We start from the raw sequence: 12,767 nt of genomic DNA, 5'->3' as shown, positions 1-12,767 counted from the left end.
TGTTATCGATACTTCTTGAATCCCATCTCGCGGGCGATCTCGCGGAAGCACTGCCGGCAGAGGTTGATGTCGTACTTGCCGACGAGCGCCTGTTTGCGACCGCATCGGCGGCACTCGTGGCGCTGGCCGGTGCGCTGCGTGGCGTGTTCGCCCGTCACGTCTGTTTCACTTTCGCTCATTGTTCAACCTCAACGTCGAACGACTCCTCGAGGAACGAAATGGCGTCCTCGGGGGTCAGTCGGTGATTAGCGGGGATGCTCCGCGTCACCTTGTCTCGCTTTGCGACACGGTAGCCGGGGCGGACGAGGTTGACCGTCACGTCCAGCCCGTAGATGCCGATTTCGGGGTCGTACTCCTGGCTCGGGAACTCCGTGTGTTCCTCGACGCCGAAGCTGAAGTTGCCCGTGTCGTCGAAGTTGCTCGCCGAGAGGTCTGCCAGCGGCAGCGCCGTCTCGAGGAACTCGCGGGCCGTCTCGCCGCGCAGGGTCACCTTCGCGCCGACCGGCGTGCCGATGCGGACGCCGAAGTCCTGTCCGGCGCGCTTGGACGTGGTGCGGACGCTCTCTTGGCCGGTGACGGCCTCGATGATGTCCTCGGCGTTGGCGAGTTCGCGGCCACCCTGGCCGATGCCCATGTGGACGACGACCTTCTCGATGCGCGCCTGGCGCATCTCGTGGACGGACTCGCTCATTCGTCGTCACCTCCGGTGGTGATCTCCGGTTCGCCGCCGGTGAAGTTCTCGTCGATGACGACGACGTAGTCGGCGACCGTCTCGAAGCTCTCGCCGTCTTCCTGCTCGACGGCGACGGTGTTGTCGCCGCTACCGAGCGTGACAGTGATATCCGAGATGGTACCGATTTCGCCGGAGTGCGCGCCGGCGACGGCTGTCACGAGCGCGCCTTCCTCGTACGGGAAGTGCGCGACGATCTCCTTCGTCTCGTTGTCGACGACGACCGAGTCGCCGCTGCTGTACTCGGCAGCGTCCTCGAGGTGGACGTTCGTGCCGTCGTGCAGCGTCAGCTGGAACGCGCCGCCGGCGACCTGCCGCTTGCCGACGATCTTGCCAAGGCGGCTCGACGCGGCGTCCTCGTCGATGGCGGTCAGCGCGAGGCGACCACCCTCGTCGGGGAAGACGCGGTAGTACTCGTCTCGGGCGGTGAACGCCAGGATGTCGAACAGCCCGATGGGACGGCGCTCGTCGGAGACGTTGTCGCCGTTGACGAGGACGGTTCCCTCGTTGAGCGCGTAGCGCGCTTCCTTCTTCGTGTTGACGTAGCCGAGCACGTCCCGCAGGAGGATGAGCAGCGGAACGCCCTGCCCACCGTGCGGACCGGCACCGGCTTTGACCGTCCAGACCTGTTCTTTCCGTTCGACCGGCCACGAGTTCGGGACCGAGAGTCGCTTCTGATGCTTCGTCATTCGTCACCCTCCAGACGCGCTTGGCGGCGCTCGTCTTCGAGGACCAGTTCGGTCACGCGGACGTTCGAGGTGTCGACCGGCCGCGGGACTTCTTCCCCGTCGGCCTTCTCGACGACGACGCCCTCGACGGTGATGACCTCGCGTTTGAGGTCGACGTCGACGACTTCGCCGGTCGTTCCGGCGTCGTCGCCGCGGAGCACCTCGACGGTGTCGCCCGCGTTCACGCGAACGTTGCGTCGGCCGTACTCCTCGCGGAGGTCGTCCGACAGCGTCGCGCGGACCTGCTCGTGTCGCTCGTGCAGCGGCGCGTCGCGGTTCTGGATTCGCTGTTTGCGTGGTTGCTTGCTCATACTATACGATCATCGTAGCCGTGGATGCGATGCTCCCGAAGCGCTCGGCGACTTCCCGCGCGATGGGACCTTTGATCTCGGTCCCGCGAGGCTCGCCGTTCTCGTCGATGATGACGGCGGCGTTGTCCTCGTACTTGACGCGCGTGCCGTCGGGCCGGCGGATGGCTTTCCGCTGGCGAACGATGACGGCCTCGAGCACCTGTCGACGCATCTCGGGGGTGCCCTTCGTGACCGAGACGGTCACTTTGTCGCCGACGCCCGCTTTGGGGTGTCGGTTCTTCGTTCCGGAGTAGCCGGCGACGCTGATCACTTTCAGCTCGCGGGCTCCGGTGTTGTCGGCGCAGGTGATGAGCGAGCCTCGTTCGAGACCCTGCGTGACGTCGGCTTTCAGCGCCTCCATCACGCCTCACCCTCTTCGTCCGACTCGTCGCCGGTCGTCTCGGGGGCCGCGAGGCCCTCGGTGACGTCCAGCGACGCGATTTTCTCGACGACCACGTGCGATTTCGTCTTCGACAGCGGTCGTGTCTCTGCGATGCGAACCGTATCGCCTTCCTCGAGCTCCACGCACGGGGGTGCGTGGGCGGGAACGCGACTACGCCGCTTCATGTAGCGGTCGTACTTGGGAACGCGAACGTCGTATTCGCGCTCCACGATGACGGTTTTGTCCATGTCTGTGGAGGCGACGGTGCCCTCGAGCGTCTGTCCTCGCACGGCAAGCGAGCCGTGGAAGGGACAGTTCGCGTCGGAGCAGGTCTCCTCCGGTTCTGGTACGTTCAGTCCTATCGCCATGTAGATTCACCTACGTTTTCGGTGCGCAATGCGGGTCGTGAGAGCAGCTTTGCACCATCCACCGTAACGTAGACTGCGCCCTCGCAGTCGCCGGACGGCGAGTCGCCGTCCGACGAGCCCTGACGGGTCGACCCAGACTGACCGGCTAAATGACCGGCAGTTTCCGACTCCCGTTTGGACGCAGACCCCGGGGCCTTGCGGCGTCGTCGGCGCGTGTCCGACGACTCGTCGAGGTGGTCTCGACGGTTCCCGGCGGCTTCATTTGTGCGCGACGGTCCGGTTGTCGGACCGCCGTTTCCTCGTTCGAGTGCGAACTCGAACGTCGTTCCGCGTTTCGGCACCTGAACGACCCGAGCGCCTCGCTCGGCGATCTCCTCGCCGAACAGTCGAGCGGCAGCGGGCACGTCGCAGTCGACGTGCAGCGTCTGCATCGTCTCGACGACGACACGGCCGACTATCCCGACGAGGTCGGGGTTGTCGGCGGCGGCCACCCGGACGGGCAGGCCGTTGAGTTCGTGTCGCGTGAGGCGTTCGGGCGTCAGGGCCATCTTACTCGTCGTCGCCCTCTTCGTTCTGGATAGTTTTGATTCGGGCGATCGTCCGGCGAATCTCGCCGATTCGGCCGGGGTTCTCCGGCGCGCCGCCCGCGGCTTGCACCGCGCGGGCGTTCAGGAGCTCCGTCTCGAGTTCCTCGACCTCGGCCTCGCGCTCTGCGGGCGTCATGTCGCGGATCTCGTCGGGGTAGAGGATGGCCATCTACTGACCCTCCTCCTCGTCGGCTTCCATCTCGGCGACGAGGTCGGCGGCCTCCTGTTCGACTTCCTCGTCGAGCTCGGAGAGCTCCGCGTCCACGTCGTCGGTGGCTTCCTCGTCGGCGTCGAGCGCGTGCTCCTCGTCGTCGATGTCGCCGGGGCCGACCGGCTCCTCCTGCGGTTTCGCGGTCTCGCCGGTCTCCTGGACGATCTCCTCGACGACTTCCTCGTCGATGGCGTCCTGGGCGTCGTCCTCGCCGGCGTGTTCGGCGGGCACGTCGTCTGCATCTTCGCCGACGTCCGGCACTTTCTCGTCGTCGGGCTCTTCGAGGAGGTCCTCGACGCCCTCGGTCTCTGCGATCTGTTCGACCGCTTCGACCTCGACGTCCTCGGCGACGGAGAAGTCGTCCGGAAGCTGCGCTCCCGGCGGGATGATCTTCACCGTCACGCCGATGGTGCCGAGCTTCATGACGGCGACGCCCTGACCGGTGTCGACGACTTCCTCGGCGGGTTCGCCGTTGTGCTTGATGTAGCCGCGGTTGAACTTCTCGTCGCGCGAGCGTGCGCCGGTGACCTTGCCGTTGAGCTTGATCTCCGCGCCGAGCGCGCCGGCGTCCATGATGCGGTCGATGGTCGTGTGACCGGCCTTACGGAAGTACCAGCCGCGCTCGAGCGCGTTGGCGAGGCGGTCGGCGACGATGCGCGCGTTCAGGTCCGGCTCGTCGACCTCCTGAACGTCGATCTGGGGGTCGTCGAGGTCGAACCGCTCTTCGAGCTGGCGGGTGACCTTGCGGATGTTCTTGCCGCCCTTGCCGATGACCATGCCGGGCTTCTCGGCTTTCAGGACGATCTGGGTGCCCATCGGCGTCTTGGCGACGTCCATGCCGCCGTAGCCGGCGCGGCCGAGCTCTTCGGCGAAGAACTCGTCGATCTGCGAGCGCTGGAGTCCGTCTTCGATGAACTGATGTTCGTCTGCCATTATTCTTCGACCTCCTCGATGATGAGCTCCACGTCGACGAGCGTCGTGTTCCACGGGTCCGCTCGTCCGAACGCGCGGGGCTTGCGCCCCATCTGCTCGTCGACCTTGTGGGGGGCGACGTGTTTGATGACCATCGATTCGCCGTCGAAGCCCTGCTCGTTCGCGTTGTTACGCGCGTTTTCGAGCAGTTTCAGGAAGTCCTTCGACGCTTTGTTCGGGTAGCGACCCGCGTCCCACCCGTCGATGTCGCCTTTGTGGCCGACGCCGGAGTTGTGCTGCTTGAACGGCACCGACTGCTTCTCGTCGATGACGTCCTGCAGGTACGACTCGGCGTCGTCGACGCGCTTGCCTTTGATGGCGCGCGCGATGGCCTTGCTGTGCTTCAGGCTGATGGGCCGCTCCCGGAGCATGGCTTTCGCCGTCGTGTCGGGGTCGGCCTCGACGCTGTAGTTGATTCCCATGGGTTACTTGAGTGGCACGAACTTCGAGGACCGGGTCGCACCGATACCGGCCTGTCCGTGTTCGACCGAGTTGCGGGTGAGCTGGAACTCGCCCAGGTAGTGACCGATCATCTCGGGCTGAACCTGGACGCGCTCGAAGCTCTGACCGTTGTACACCGCGAACGTCAGACCGACGAACGCGGGCACGACGGGCATGTCGCGCAGGTGCGTCCGAATCGGGTTGTTCGCGGTCTCCTCTTCGGTCTTGTCCCGGGCCTTCTCGAGCAGTTTCTCGTGCTCGACGCCCAGGCCACGGTTGACGGTTCGCCGCTGACGCGCGGGGAGCAGTTCTGCGACCTCGTCGAGCTCCATCGACTGCAGCTCGTCGAGCGTGTGGCCGCGGTAGGTGAACTCGCCCTCGCGGCCGGTGCGGTAATCTGTGCTCATTTGTTACGACCTCGTCCGGTACGTTTCGATGCGATGTCTCCGACCTTCCGACCCGGCGGCGCGTTCCGCGAGACGGATTTCGGCTTGCCGGGGTGCTGGCGGCCGCCGCCACCGAACGGGTGGTCGACGGCGTTCATCGCCACACCGCGGACGCGCGGGTACTTGGTACCGCGGGCGCGCATCTTGTGGTGCTTCTTCCCCGCCTTCACGAACGGCTTCTCCGTCCGACCGCCACCGGCGACGACGCCGATGGTGGCGCGGCACTGCGGATTGAGCCGTTTGACCTGGCCGCTGGGCAGCTTGACGGCCGCGACGCGCTTGTCGTGGGTCAGAAGCTGCGCCGAGACGCCGGAGGCGCGGGCGAACTTGCCGCCGTCGCCGGGCTGGCGCTCGACGTTACAGACCGGAATCCCCTCGGGGATCTCGGCCAGCGGCAGCGTGTTGCCGGGCTTGATCTCCGCGGAGACGCCGACCTGGATGGTCTCGCCGACGGTGACGCCCTCGGGCGCGAGCACGAGGCGGCGGTCGCCGTCTTCGAACTCGACGTCGGCCAGCGGCGCGGCGCGCGCGGGGTCGTGTTCGATGTCGACGACGGTTCCGGAGATGGTGTCGCCGTCGGTCGTTTCCTTCTTGTGCGTGAGTTCGGCCTTGTAGCGGTGCGACGGTGCACGGAACGTGGACGTGCCGCGTCCGCGACGTTGGCCTTGGATTCTACGTCCCATCTAAAACACCCCAATTCGGGAGGCGATCTCCTGTGCGTCGTCGTCCTCGGAGAGACGCACGGTCGCCTTCTTGGTTCCTTTCGGCGTGACCTGCGTGTTGATACTCGAGACGGTCACGTCGTAGCGCGATTCGATCTCCTCTTTGACCACGGGTTTCGAGGCGTCGAGGTCGACGACGAACTGGAGCTTGTTGTCGAAGTCCATCTCGTTCATCGCCTTCTCGGTGACGAGGGGGTGGCGGATGACGCTCATCGGTTCGCTACCTCCTCGACGGCGCTCTCGGTCCAGACGGTCAGGCGACCGGCGTGGGTGCCGGGCGCGAGGTCCTCGGTGTTGACCTCGGCGGCGGTGACCACGTCGGCACCGGCGAGGTTGCGAGCCGCCTTCGACGGCTCCTCGCTGGTGACAAAGAGGATGGATTTGGGTCGCTTGTACTTGCGACCGCGGGCCTTCCCCTGTCCGGCGCGGACTTTGCGGTCCTCTGCGCGTTCGATGTCGGCGTCGACGCCGAGCGTTTCGAGCAGCGAGAGGACTTCCTGCGTCTTCACGAGCTCCTCGAACTCGTCGCTGACGACGAGCGGGAGTTCGACGCCGTCGTCGAACTGGTGGCCGCGCTCCGCGACGATCTCGGTGTCGGTCGTCGCCGCGATGGCCGAGCGGACCGCCAACTGGCGCTCCTTCTTGTTGATCTTCTTACCGTGCTCCTTTTCGGCCTTCGGCGGGTGCGCTTTGCGCCCGCTGACGGCCTGCGGGACGCGCCGTGCTCGCCCGTTCTCTCGGGGCACGTGCGCCATACCGCGGCCGCTGCCGAGCGACTCGGCCGGGGTTCGCATCCCGGCGAGGGGGTCGGCTCCGTAGGCCTGCGTTCGGTTCGCCTGTGCGGCGAGGACGGCGCGCTTGATGAGGTCCGGACGGTACGTCGTCTCGAAGACCTCCGGAAGCTCGAGCGTGCCGGCGTCGTCGCCGTTCAGGTCCTTGATTGTTGCTTCCATTCGTTAGTCACCCCTGGTTGGACGCGGTGGAGACGTAGCGCACCTCGGGGTCGAGGCGCGGCTGGTCGTTCGGTCGGATGGCCGGGCGGAAGCGCAGGAGGCGCTTGTTCGGGCCCGGGAGCGAGCCCTCGACGAGCGCGTAGTCGCCGTCGACTTCGCCGTAGTTGACGAAGCCGCCGTCGACGGACGCGTCGTCGCCGTTGCCCATCGAGACGAGGCGTTTGTTCAGTTCGGTGCGCTGGTGGTAACCGGTCTGCCCCTGCTGGGGAACCGTCGAGCGGACGCGGCTCGGGTTCCACGGGCCGAGGTTACCGATGCGACGCCGCCATCCCTGGCGGGCGTGCTTGCCTTTGCGTTTCTGGACGCCCCAGCGCTTGACGGGACCCTGCGTCCCTTTGCCTTTGGTGACGCCGGCCGCGTCGAGGTACTCGCCCGCGCGGAAGACGTCGGCCATCGCGTGCTCGCCGCCCGCTTCGAGCAGGTCGAGCGCGAAGTCGGCGCGTTCGTCGAGCGAACCGCCGCCGACGCGAGTCTCCATCACGTCGGGTTTCTTCTTCGGGACGTTCTTGAGGCCGCTCGGGACGGTGTGGGTGATGACCCGAAGGTCGTCAACCTCGCCGTCGTCGAGCAGCGAGCGGAGGTCGTCTGCGTCCTCCTCGAACGTGTCTTCCGACGGCAGGTCGAGGACGCGGTCGAGGTCCTCGTCGAGGTCGGTCGCCCAGACCTCGGTCGTCGGTTTCTGTCCGTACGGCGTGTTCTGGTAGGCTCGAAGCGCGACGGCGCGCATCGGCGGGGTCTCGACGACCGTCACGGGAACGGACTCCTCCATCCCCTCGCGGGCCGAGTTCGCCGTGTCGTTGACCATGACGACGTGAGTCATCCCGGCCTTGTAGCCGGCGAAGCCCTGCAGCGCAGGGGATCCCTCGTCGTCGGGCCACGACTTGATGCGCGGAACCTCTTTGGCTGCGCGCGTACGCGGGCCGAAGCCCATCGAACCTTTTCGTGGTCTGCTTGGTTGTGGCATTGTTTCACTCCGTGAGTGTTAGGCAGGCGAGTGAGGCGAACATCGCTTCCTCCGTTCGCACGACCTCGCTGCCCTGTCGCGGAACCGTATTGAGCCAGAGGTCGAACCCCGGACCGGGTTCGACTCGGTCGTCTGCCGACTCCTCGTCGGCGACGGCTTCGGGCGGAAACCCGAAGATGTCTGGAAGCCCTCTCTCGGGCGAACCGAAGGCGACGGTCATTCCGTCGGCGGTTCGTCCGGCCAGCGTCGACAGCCGCCCGACGGACAGTTTTTGTCCGAATCGGGAGGTGCCGATTTTCACGCCGGCGTCCTCACGGCCGAGCGCTTCCGACAGGTCCGTGCGCTCGACGACGAACCCCGGTGGGGTCTCGTCGACGATGCGGGCACGGACCGGTTCTCTCGAAGAGATCCTGACGGTGACGCGCTCTCGCTCCTCGACCTCCGTTCCCGGAGGCGTGTAGAGCGAGATCGGGTGTTGCAGTCCGCAATTGACCCGGACGCGACCTTCAGGTCCGACCTCGGTCACGATTCCCTGTGTTAACGACCCCGAATCGTCGGATTCGGAGCCGGTCCGTGGCGAGACACGGAGCGGCGGTAGCACGCCGGCGTACCGTAACTCGTCGCGCTTGCCCCACGCCTCCTGTCGGAGGTAGGGGGGCGTCGCGGCGTATTCGAGCACGGTCGCGACGAACTCGCCGCCCCAGCGGCGCTCGCCCTCCCTGTCGGGGAAGACGACCAGCCGGTCCGCCCGGAACACCGTCGCCGCGCGGGCGACGTAGCCGATTTTGCGAGTCGCCTCGCGTTGGTCCTCGGCCTCCCGGACGAGCGACGACGGCACGCATACGGTGAGTGTCATGCCGTCGTTTGGGTGTCTCGCCACTAGACTGTGACGTTGCTATCCGATACGCACTAAAAAGGGTAGCGGAATCGAAATCGGCGTGAGACGCCCTCGCATGACGGTTGACGACACATTCAGCCGATTTTGAGAATGCGAACCGCCCCCACGCCCGCTGTCGATTCGACTCCGATTCGCAAGCCTTATCAACAAATGCCGCAATTGTGGAAACGCAGCAGTCAGGCGCTGGTAGTGTAGTGGTATCACGTGACCTTGCCATGGTCACAACCTGGGTTCAAATCCCAGCCAGCGCACTTCTCCCGAACACAACACCGCGAGTGAGCTCCAGGTCGCTCCAATCTCGCGTGAGGTAAATGCGGTACGGGATTTGAATCCTCCCCATCGAAGATCCCCAACTGAGAGGAGGTCGGGAGAGAAAACCATTGCTAGAGAGTAGCTAGCGTGGTGAAATATACGGAGCCACTCGCCGTCACATCGCTGGGTCCACGACTCGAATCTGAGACACATCCGCAGCACTCGCATCTGTCCCGACCGTTGTTTCGCGAAGTGATAAGGGAGAAAACGCCTTTACTGCTGGGGGGTGTTGGTAGAGACGCAGAGGCGGTCACCCCGCGCTGGTAGTGTAGCGGTCAACACGCGGTCGTTTCCACGGCCGCAACCCAGTGTTCAAATCCTGGCCAGCGCATTTCTCCGATCTCTAAACACCGAGCGACGGGTTTTATCCCATCGTGAGGCTCCAAATCGGTGGGTAAGCGACGGATGTGAGCCGGTCAGTCGCGCGCAGCGAACAGCGTCCTCGTGAGCGAGCACCTCTGACTCAGTCCAAATCCCGGCGAGATGGAGTCTCGTCGACCCTCGCAGACCTCTGGTCTGCTCGGTCCTGGCCAGCGCACGTCTCTGAGCTCAGTAGTTCCGACTGGCGCGTTTCGTCACGAGGCACACATACTCTCGGTCGACTCACACTCTCCCGGACGTACGCGTGGCCCACAAGTTGATAACGGCACGTCCTGACGGGGTAGTCGCTGTCGACGACCCGAAAACTGGGCACGCATCCGTAGCATCGAGGGTTCTGTAGCGAAACAGGGAGCGAACGCTTCGTCGACACGCCGTACACCGCATCGTGGGGGAAGTCCACCGACCGACCCGCCCAGCGACGAGCAGACACCGGGCCGTCGCGGTCCGCCGGGTCGGTCGATGGGGTCGTACGCCTGTCGTGGCGCGGTCAGCGTGACCCGCCGCGACGCCGCTCATTCGTCGCTACCGGAACGGTAATTCCACCAGCGAGTCGTTACTCGGTATGCAAACTGACGCGGCCACCTCCACCCGCCAGTACTATGAGGACCTCGACCCTGAGGGTCGCTGGGAGTTGGCGACGGCGACGTTGACGAGAGACGACATCGTGGCGTTCGCCGAGCAGTACGACCCGCAACCGTTCCACGTCGACGAGGACGCCGCGCGCGAATCGATGTTCGGCGGCCTCATCGCGAGCGGTCTCCACACCTACTGCGTCTGCAACCGTCTGGCGACGGAGGCGTTCTTCCGGAACGTCGCGTTTCTCTGCGGCCGCGGCCTCAGCGAGTTCCGGTGGCACCGCCCGGTTCGACCCGGCGACACGCTCTCGGGGTGGGTCGAACTCGGTGCGATGCGCGTCTCCGACTCCGACCCCGGGCGCGGCTACGTCGACGTCGAGATAATCGGCGTCAACCAGCGCGACGAAGTCGTCATCTCGTGGACTGCCCACGCGCTCGTCGCTCGGCGGCCACGAGAGCAGTAGTCCGTACCGTCGACAGAAACGGCTATTCCTAAACGAGTCAGACGGCTAACTGATGGTCTCCGAACTCGGATACGCGCGGATGGCACTCGGCGGTGCACTGCTTCTCGTCGGAGCGGTGTCGGTGCTGTTTCCGTACAAGATCGCTCTCCTCAGGGAGGTAGTCGATGCGGTTGGAAGCACGCGACGTCTCGAAGACGTAGCGCCCGCGAACTGGTCGGTGTTGCTCACGAGAATCGGCGGCGGCGTCGTCGGTGCCGTCGGTCTGCTCTGGCTTCTGCAGGGATACGCAGTGGTGTGAGGCGCGCCGCTCTGCTACCGTCGCTCGTCGCCCTCGAAGTTGAGTTCTTCGTTCTCGTCGTCCGTGAGGGTCGCGTCCTCGTCGACGCCGAGCGAGAGCGTCTCTCCGGTTTCGATCCGCGCGAGGCCGTCGAGTTCGCAGAGCGACGCGACGGCCGACTCGGGGACCCGCACTAACACGGCGCGAAACTGCAGGTCGCGCTCGACAGCGCCACCACCCGTTCGAACGGTCGATTCGAGCGCGTCGCGGTCCGCGCCGTCGCCGAGTTCGACGACCAGTGTCACCTCCTCACCGTCGATGGGGTCGTCGCGCATCCGGCGCACGGGGTGTGAGAGGTACATACTGGACGCAGTTCGGTCGCGGGCAAAAACGAGTCCGGTTCCAGTCGGGCGAAGCGGTCAGTCCTCCGTCCGGTAGTACAGCTCCTCGCGCGGCGCGTCGCCGTTCGAGCAGGTGAGGGGAAACGCCTCCAAATCGCCGGTTTCGCCGCAGCGGTGACAGCGCCAGACGAGGTACGCTTCTGCGAGCGCAGAACTGCTGAGGCGCTCGTCTCTGACGACCGAGCGTCGGGGAATCGCGCCGGCGGCGGTCGAGTCACTGGTCAGTGTTCGAGGTGAGTTCATCGTGTTTATCGGTACCTATTCACAGTATGGAGAGATAAAACTGCGACTCCGTCGGAACCGAGAGTGTCGGAAACGGCGAGAGCGACCAGAACGACCGGTCACTCCTCGTCGCGGACGGACCAGCGAAGTTCGAGGCCGTAGCCGCCGTCGCTGAGTCGGAGCAACGAACCGTCAGTTTCGGTCGCGATGCGCTGCGGTTTCGGAAGCGTCACCGACCCGTCGCCGACTTCGACGGTTATCTCGTCGCCGGCGTCGAGCAGGCGGTCCAGTTCGGTCAGCGCCGCGGCGAGCTCCGCTTCGCTCGCTCGTTCGGCGGTGTGTTCGGGTCGAACGCCGCCGACGACCGGCTCGATGCTCACGTCGGCGCTGCGGTTCGAGAGCACGGCGTTGATGGCGACGCCGACGAGAACGACGAGGCCGCTGAAGTAGAGCCACGTCAGAACCAGGAGAACGACCGCGAGGAGGTTTCCGGGGCCGTCGCTGTTGGCGGCGGCGTAGTACTGAAAGCCGAACTGAAAGACGGTGAGGCCGACGGCGGCGAACACCGTCCCCGGCAGAATCTCGACGACGCTCACGTCGGTGTCGGGAAAGATGTAGTACATCGGTAGAAACGTGAGCGTCAGACCGCCGACGAGGAGCAGTAACTGCAGGAGCCGTCCGCCGACGCCGTACTGCGCGAGGCCGAACTGCTCGATCTGTACCGCCGCGAAGATGGCGATAGCGACCGTTCCGAGGACGACGATGGCGTCGAGTATCTGGTCTTGAAACGTGTTCTCGGCTTCCGTCTCGTAGATGTCCGAGAAGGCCGTATCGAGGCCGCGGAAGATGCGCATCGCACCCCACAGCAGGAACACGACACCCGCGACGGAGAGACTCGTCGACCCGCTGGCGTTCGACAGGTCCCGAATCAGTTGGTCGCCCGTGCCCGGTGCCAGCACCGTGCCGACGAGCGACTCGAACCCGCGCTGAAACGAGCCGTCGCCGACCGCAGAGAACGCCGCGAGCGCCAGCGCGAAGAACGGGAGCAACGAGACGAACGCGTGGTAGGCGATGCTCCCGGCCAGAAAGGTGAGCTTCTCCACCCGTATCTCGTGAAGGAGTGCGCGACCGACGGTCACAACGCGTTCACGCGAGGGAGACATTACACTCCGTACGACGACGACCGCCAAAAAGCCCGCCGGGAGCGTCGTCGATACGGTCACCGTCGGTTCGGCTCCGCTCGTCGATGCGGGGGCGGGAACGAGACCGGTCGCCTCGTCGCCGCCGAAATCGACCCGCAAAGTTAGGTCGCTGGCTGTAGAC

At 65.5% G+C, this 12,767-nt stretch carries 21 protein-coding genes and 2 tRNA genes; 4 read left to right on the top strand and 19 right to left on the bottom strand.

Annotation, left to right across the window (positions count from 1 at the left end; translation table 11 throughout):
• Window positions 1-2 precede the first annotated feature (2 nt).
• The 16 genes from LAQ73_RS10560 to LAQ73_RS10485 are packed head-to-tail and all read right to left on the bottom strand — an operon-like array spanning window position 3 to window position 8,770.
• On the bottom strand, window positions 3-179 hold the full coding sequence (locus tag LAQ73_RS10560; protein WP_058582407.1) for a 30S ribosomal protein S14: 177 nt from the start codon (window positions 177-179) through the stop codon (window positions 3-5).
• Window positions 176-691, bottom strand: coding sequence for a 50S ribosomal protein L5 (locus LAQ73_RS10555; RefSeq protein WP_224268252.1), 516 nt, complete (start codon window positions 689-691; stop codon window positions 176-178). The genes LAQ73_RS10560 and LAQ73_RS10555 overlap by 4 nt, the downstream gene beginning before the upstream one ends.
• Window positions 688-1,419, bottom strand: a complete 732-nt coding sequence (locus LAQ73_RS10550) for a 30S ribosomal protein S4e (protein ID WP_224268251.1) — start codon at window positions 1,417-1,419, stop codon at window positions 688-690. The genes LAQ73_RS10555 and LAQ73_RS10550 overlap by 4 nt, the downstream gene beginning before the upstream one ends.
• Window positions 1,416-1,769, bottom strand: coding sequence for a 50S ribosomal protein L24 (rplX, locus tag LAQ73_RS10545; RefSeq protein ID WP_224268250.1), 354 nt, complete (start codon window positions 1,767-1,769; stop codon window positions 1,416-1,418). Before rplX ends, LAQ73_RS10550 begins: the two co-directional genes overlap by 4 nt.
• Window position 1,770: 1 nt before the next feature.
• On the bottom strand, window positions 1,771-2,169 hold the full coding sequence (locus LAQ73_RS10540) for a 50S ribosomal protein L14 (RefSeq protein ID WP_224268249.1): 399 nt from the start codon (window positions 2,167-2,169) through the stop codon (window positions 1,771-1,773).
• Entirely contained in the window at window positions 2,169-2,558 is a 390-nt protein-coding gene (locus LAQ73_RS10535; RefSeq protein WP_345778380.1) for a 30S ribosomal protein S17, read from the bottom strand. Before LAQ73_RS10535 ends, LAQ73_RS10540 begins: the two co-directional genes overlap by 1 nt.
• Window positions 2,549-3,106, bottom strand: a complete 558-nt coding sequence (locus tag LAQ73_RS10530) for a ribonuclease P protein component 1 (RefSeq protein WP_224268248.1) — start codon at window positions 3,104-3,106, stop codon at window positions 2,549-2,551. Before LAQ73_RS10530 ends, LAQ73_RS10535 begins: the two co-directional genes overlap by 10 nt.
• Window position 3,107: 1 nt before the next feature.
• The gene (gene rpmC, locus LAQ73_RS10525) at window positions 3,108-3,314 is read right to left on the bottom strand and encodes a 50S ribosomal protein L29 (protein ID WP_224268247.1); all 207 of its coding nucleotides are present in this window, start codon (window positions 3,312-3,314) and stop codon (window positions 3,108-3,110) included.
• Window positions 3,315-4,289, bottom strand: coding sequence for a 30S ribosomal protein S3 (locus LAQ73_RS10520; protein ID WP_224268246.1), 975 nt, complete (start codon window positions 4,287-4,289; stop codon window positions 3,315-3,317).
• Complete coding sequence (locus LAQ73_RS10515) at window positions 4,289-4,750, bottom strand: 50S ribosomal protein L22 (protein WP_224268245.1); 462 nt, start codon at window positions 4,748-4,750, stop codon at window positions 4,289-4,291. Before LAQ73_RS10515 ends, LAQ73_RS10520 begins: the two co-directional genes overlap by 1 nt.
• Before the next feature lie 3 nt (window positions 4,751-4,753).
• Window positions 4,754-5,176, bottom strand: coding sequence for a 30S ribosomal protein S19 (locus LAQ73_RS10510; protein ID WP_224268244.1), 423 nt, complete (start codon window positions 5,174-5,176; stop codon window positions 4,754-4,756).
• Window positions 5,173-5,898, bottom strand: a complete 726-nt coding sequence (locus tag LAQ73_RS10505) for a 50S ribosomal protein L2 (protein WP_224268243.1) — start codon at window positions 5,896-5,898, stop codon at window positions 5,173-5,175. Before LAQ73_RS10505 ends, LAQ73_RS10510 begins: the two co-directional genes overlap by 4 nt.
• A complete protein-coding gene (locus LAQ73_RS10500; protein WP_224268242.1) occupies window positions 5,899-6,150 on the bottom strand; it encodes a 50S ribosomal protein L23 in 252 nt (83 codons plus the stop codon).
• Window positions 6,147-6,890 (bottom strand): 50S ribosomal protein L4, encoded by a 744-nt coding sequence (gene rpl4p / locus LAQ73_RS10495; protein ID WP_224268241.1) that lies wholly within the window; start codon window positions 6,888-6,890, stop codon window positions 6,147-6,149. The genes LAQ73_RS10500 and rpl4p overlap by 4 nt, the downstream gene beginning before the upstream one ends.
• 7 nt (window positions 6,891-6,897) lie before the next feature.
• A complete protein-coding gene (locus LAQ73_RS10490; protein ID WP_224268240.1) occupies window positions 6,898-7,914 on the bottom strand; it encodes a 50S ribosomal protein L3 in 1,017 nt (338 codons plus the stop codon).
• Window positions 7,915-7,918: 4 nt separating this feature from the next.
• On the bottom strand, window positions 7,919-8,770 hold the full coding sequence (locus LAQ73_RS10485) for a putative RNA uridine N3 methyltransferase (RefSeq protein WP_224268239.1): 852 nt from the start codon (window positions 8,768-8,770) through the stop codon (window positions 7,919-7,921).
• A gap of 222 nt (window positions 8,771-8,992) precedes the next feature.
• On the opposite strand from LAQ73_RS10485, the gene LAQ73_RS10480 reads away from it, so the two are divergent.
• From LAQ73_RS10480 to LAQ73_RS10465, 4 genes are all read left to right on the top strand, one after another.
• Window positions 8,993-9,063: transfer RNA gene (locus LAQ73_RS10480), tRNA-Gly, on the top strand.
• A gap of 318 nt (window positions 9,064-9,381) precedes the next feature.
• Window positions 9,382-9,455, top strand: a tRNA-OTHER gene (locus LAQ73_RS10475).
• A 612-nt stretch (window positions 9,456-10,067) separates the two neighbouring features.
• Window positions 10,068-10,544 (top strand): MaoC family dehydratase, encoded by a 477-nt coding sequence (locus LAQ73_RS10470; RefSeq protein ID WP_224268238.1) that lies wholly within the window; start codon window positions 10,068-10,070, stop codon window positions 10,542-10,544.
• Between the two features lie 52 nt (window positions 10,545-10,596).
• Window positions 10,597-10,842, top strand: a complete 246-nt coding sequence (locus LAQ73_RS10465) for a DUF6199 family natural product biosynthesis protein (protein ID WP_224268237.1) — start codon at window positions 10,597-10,599, stop codon at window positions 10,840-10,842.
• Window positions 10,843-10,856: 14 nt separating this feature from the next.
• On the opposite strand, the gene LAQ73_RS10460 is transcribed toward LAQ73_RS10465, so the two are convergent.
• From LAQ73_RS10460 to LAQ73_RS10450, 3 genes are all read right to left on the bottom strand, one after another.
• Window positions 10,857-11,183, bottom strand: coding sequence for a hypothetical protein (locus tag LAQ73_RS10460; RefSeq protein WP_224268236.1), 327 nt, complete (start codon window positions 11,181-11,183; stop codon window positions 10,857-10,859).
• A gap of 57 nt (window positions 11,184-11,240) precedes the next feature.
• Window positions 11,241-11,465, bottom strand: coding sequence for a DUF7130 family rubredoxin-like protein (locus tag LAQ73_RS10455; RefSeq protein WP_224268235.1), 225 nt, complete (start codon window positions 11,463-11,465; stop codon window positions 11,241-11,243).
• A 98-nt stretch (window positions 11,466-11,563) separates the two neighbouring features.
• Window positions 11,564-12,745, bottom strand: coding sequence for a YihY/virulence factor BrkB family protein (locus tag LAQ73_RS10450; protein ID WP_224268234.1), 1,182 nt, complete (start codon window positions 12,743-12,745; stop codon window positions 11,564-11,566).
• Window positions 12,746-12,767 lie beyond the last annotated feature (22 nt).

This window comes from Haloprofundus salinisoli, assembly GCF_020097815.1.
GTDB classification, from domain to species: Archaea; Halobacteriota; Halobacteria; order Halobacteriales; family Haloferacaceae; genus Haloprofundus; species Haloprofundus salinisoli.
Note: the sequence above shows the minus strand (reverse complement) of the source record. Positions and strands in the feature narration are given on the sequence as shown.

Excerpts from the sequence above, each read along its gene's own strand:
- LAQ73_RS10560 (WP_058582407.1), bottom strand. The coding sequence starts at position 179 with ATGAGCGAAAGTGAAACAGACGTGACGGGCGAACACGCCACGCAGCGC.
- LAQ73_RS10555 (WP_224268252.1), bottom strand. The coding sequence starts at position 691 with ATGAGCGAGTCCGTCCACGAGATGCGCCAGGCGCGCATCGAGAAGGTC.
- LAQ73_RS10550 (WP_224268251.1), bottom strand. The coding sequence starts at position 1,419 with ATGACGAAGCATCAGAAGCGACTCTCGGTCCCGAACTCGTGGCCGGTC.
- rplX (WP_224268250.1), bottom strand. The coding sequence starts at position 1,769 with ATGAGCAAGCAACCACGCAAACAGCGAATCCAGAACCGCGACGCGCCG.
- LAQ73_RS10540 (WP_224268249.1), bottom strand. The coding sequence starts at position 2,169 with ATGGAGGCGCTGAAAGCCGACGTCACGCAGGGTCTCGAACGAGGCTCG.
- LAQ73_RS10535 (WP_345778380.1), bottom strand. The coding sequence starts at position 2,558 with ATGGCGATAGGACTGAACGTACCAGAACCGGAGGAGACCTGCTCCGAC.
- LAQ73_RS10530 (WP_224268248.1), bottom strand. The coding sequence starts at position 3,106 with ATGGCCCTGACGCCCGAACGCCTCACGCGACACGAACTCAACGGCCTG.
- rpmC (WP_224268247.1), bottom strand. The coding sequence starts at position 3,314 with ATGGCCATCCTCTACCCCGACGAGATCCGCGACATGACGCCCGCAGAG.
- LAQ73_RS10520 (WP_224268246.1), bottom strand. The coding sequence starts at position 4,289 with ATGGCAGACGAACATCAGTTCATCGAAGACGGACTCCAGCGCTCGCAG.
- LAQ73_RS10515 (WP_224268245.1), bottom strand. The coding sequence starts at position 4,750 with ATGGGAATCAACTACAGCGTCGAGGCCGACCCCGACACGACGGCGAAA.
- LAQ73_RS10510 (WP_224268244.1), bottom strand. The coding sequence starts at position 5,176 with ATGAGCACAGATTACCGCACCGGCCGCGAGGGCGAGTTCACCTACCGC.
- LAQ73_RS10505 (WP_224268243.1), bottom strand. The coding sequence starts at position 5,898 with ATGGGACGTAGAATCCAAGGCCAACGTCGCGGACGCGGCACGTCCACG.
- LAQ73_RS10500 (WP_224268242.1), bottom strand. The coding sequence starts at position 6,150 with ATGAGCGTCATCCGCCACCCCCTCGTCACCGAGAAGGCGATGAACGAG.
- rpl4p (WP_224268241.1), bottom strand. The coding sequence starts at position 6,890 with ATGGAAGCAACAATCAAGGACCTGAACGGCGACGACGCCGGCACGCTC.
- LAQ73_RS10490 (WP_224268240.1), bottom strand. The coding sequence starts at position 7,914 with ATGCCACAACCAAGCAGACCACGAAAAGGTTCGATGGGCTTCGGCCCG.
- LAQ73_RS10485 (WP_224268239.1), bottom strand. The coding sequence starts at position 8,770 with ATGACACTCACCGTATGCGTGCCGTCGTCGCTCGTCCGGGAGGCCGAG.
- LAQ73_RS10470 (WP_224268238.1), top strand. The coding sequence starts at position 10,068 with ATGCAAACTGACGCGGCCACCTCCACCCGCCAGTACTATGAGGACCTC.
- LAQ73_RS10465 (WP_224268237.1), top strand. The coding sequence starts at position 10,597 with ATGGTCTCCGAACTCGGATACGCGCGGATGGCACTCGGCGGTGCACTG.
- LAQ73_RS10460 (WP_224268236.1), bottom strand. The coding sequence starts at position 11,183 with ATGTACCTCTCACACCCCGTGCGCCGGATGCGCGACGACCCCATCGAC.
- LAQ73_RS10455 (WP_224268235.1), bottom strand. The coding sequence starts at position 11,465 with ATGAACTCACCTCGAACACTGACCAGTGACTCGACCGCCGCCGGCGCG.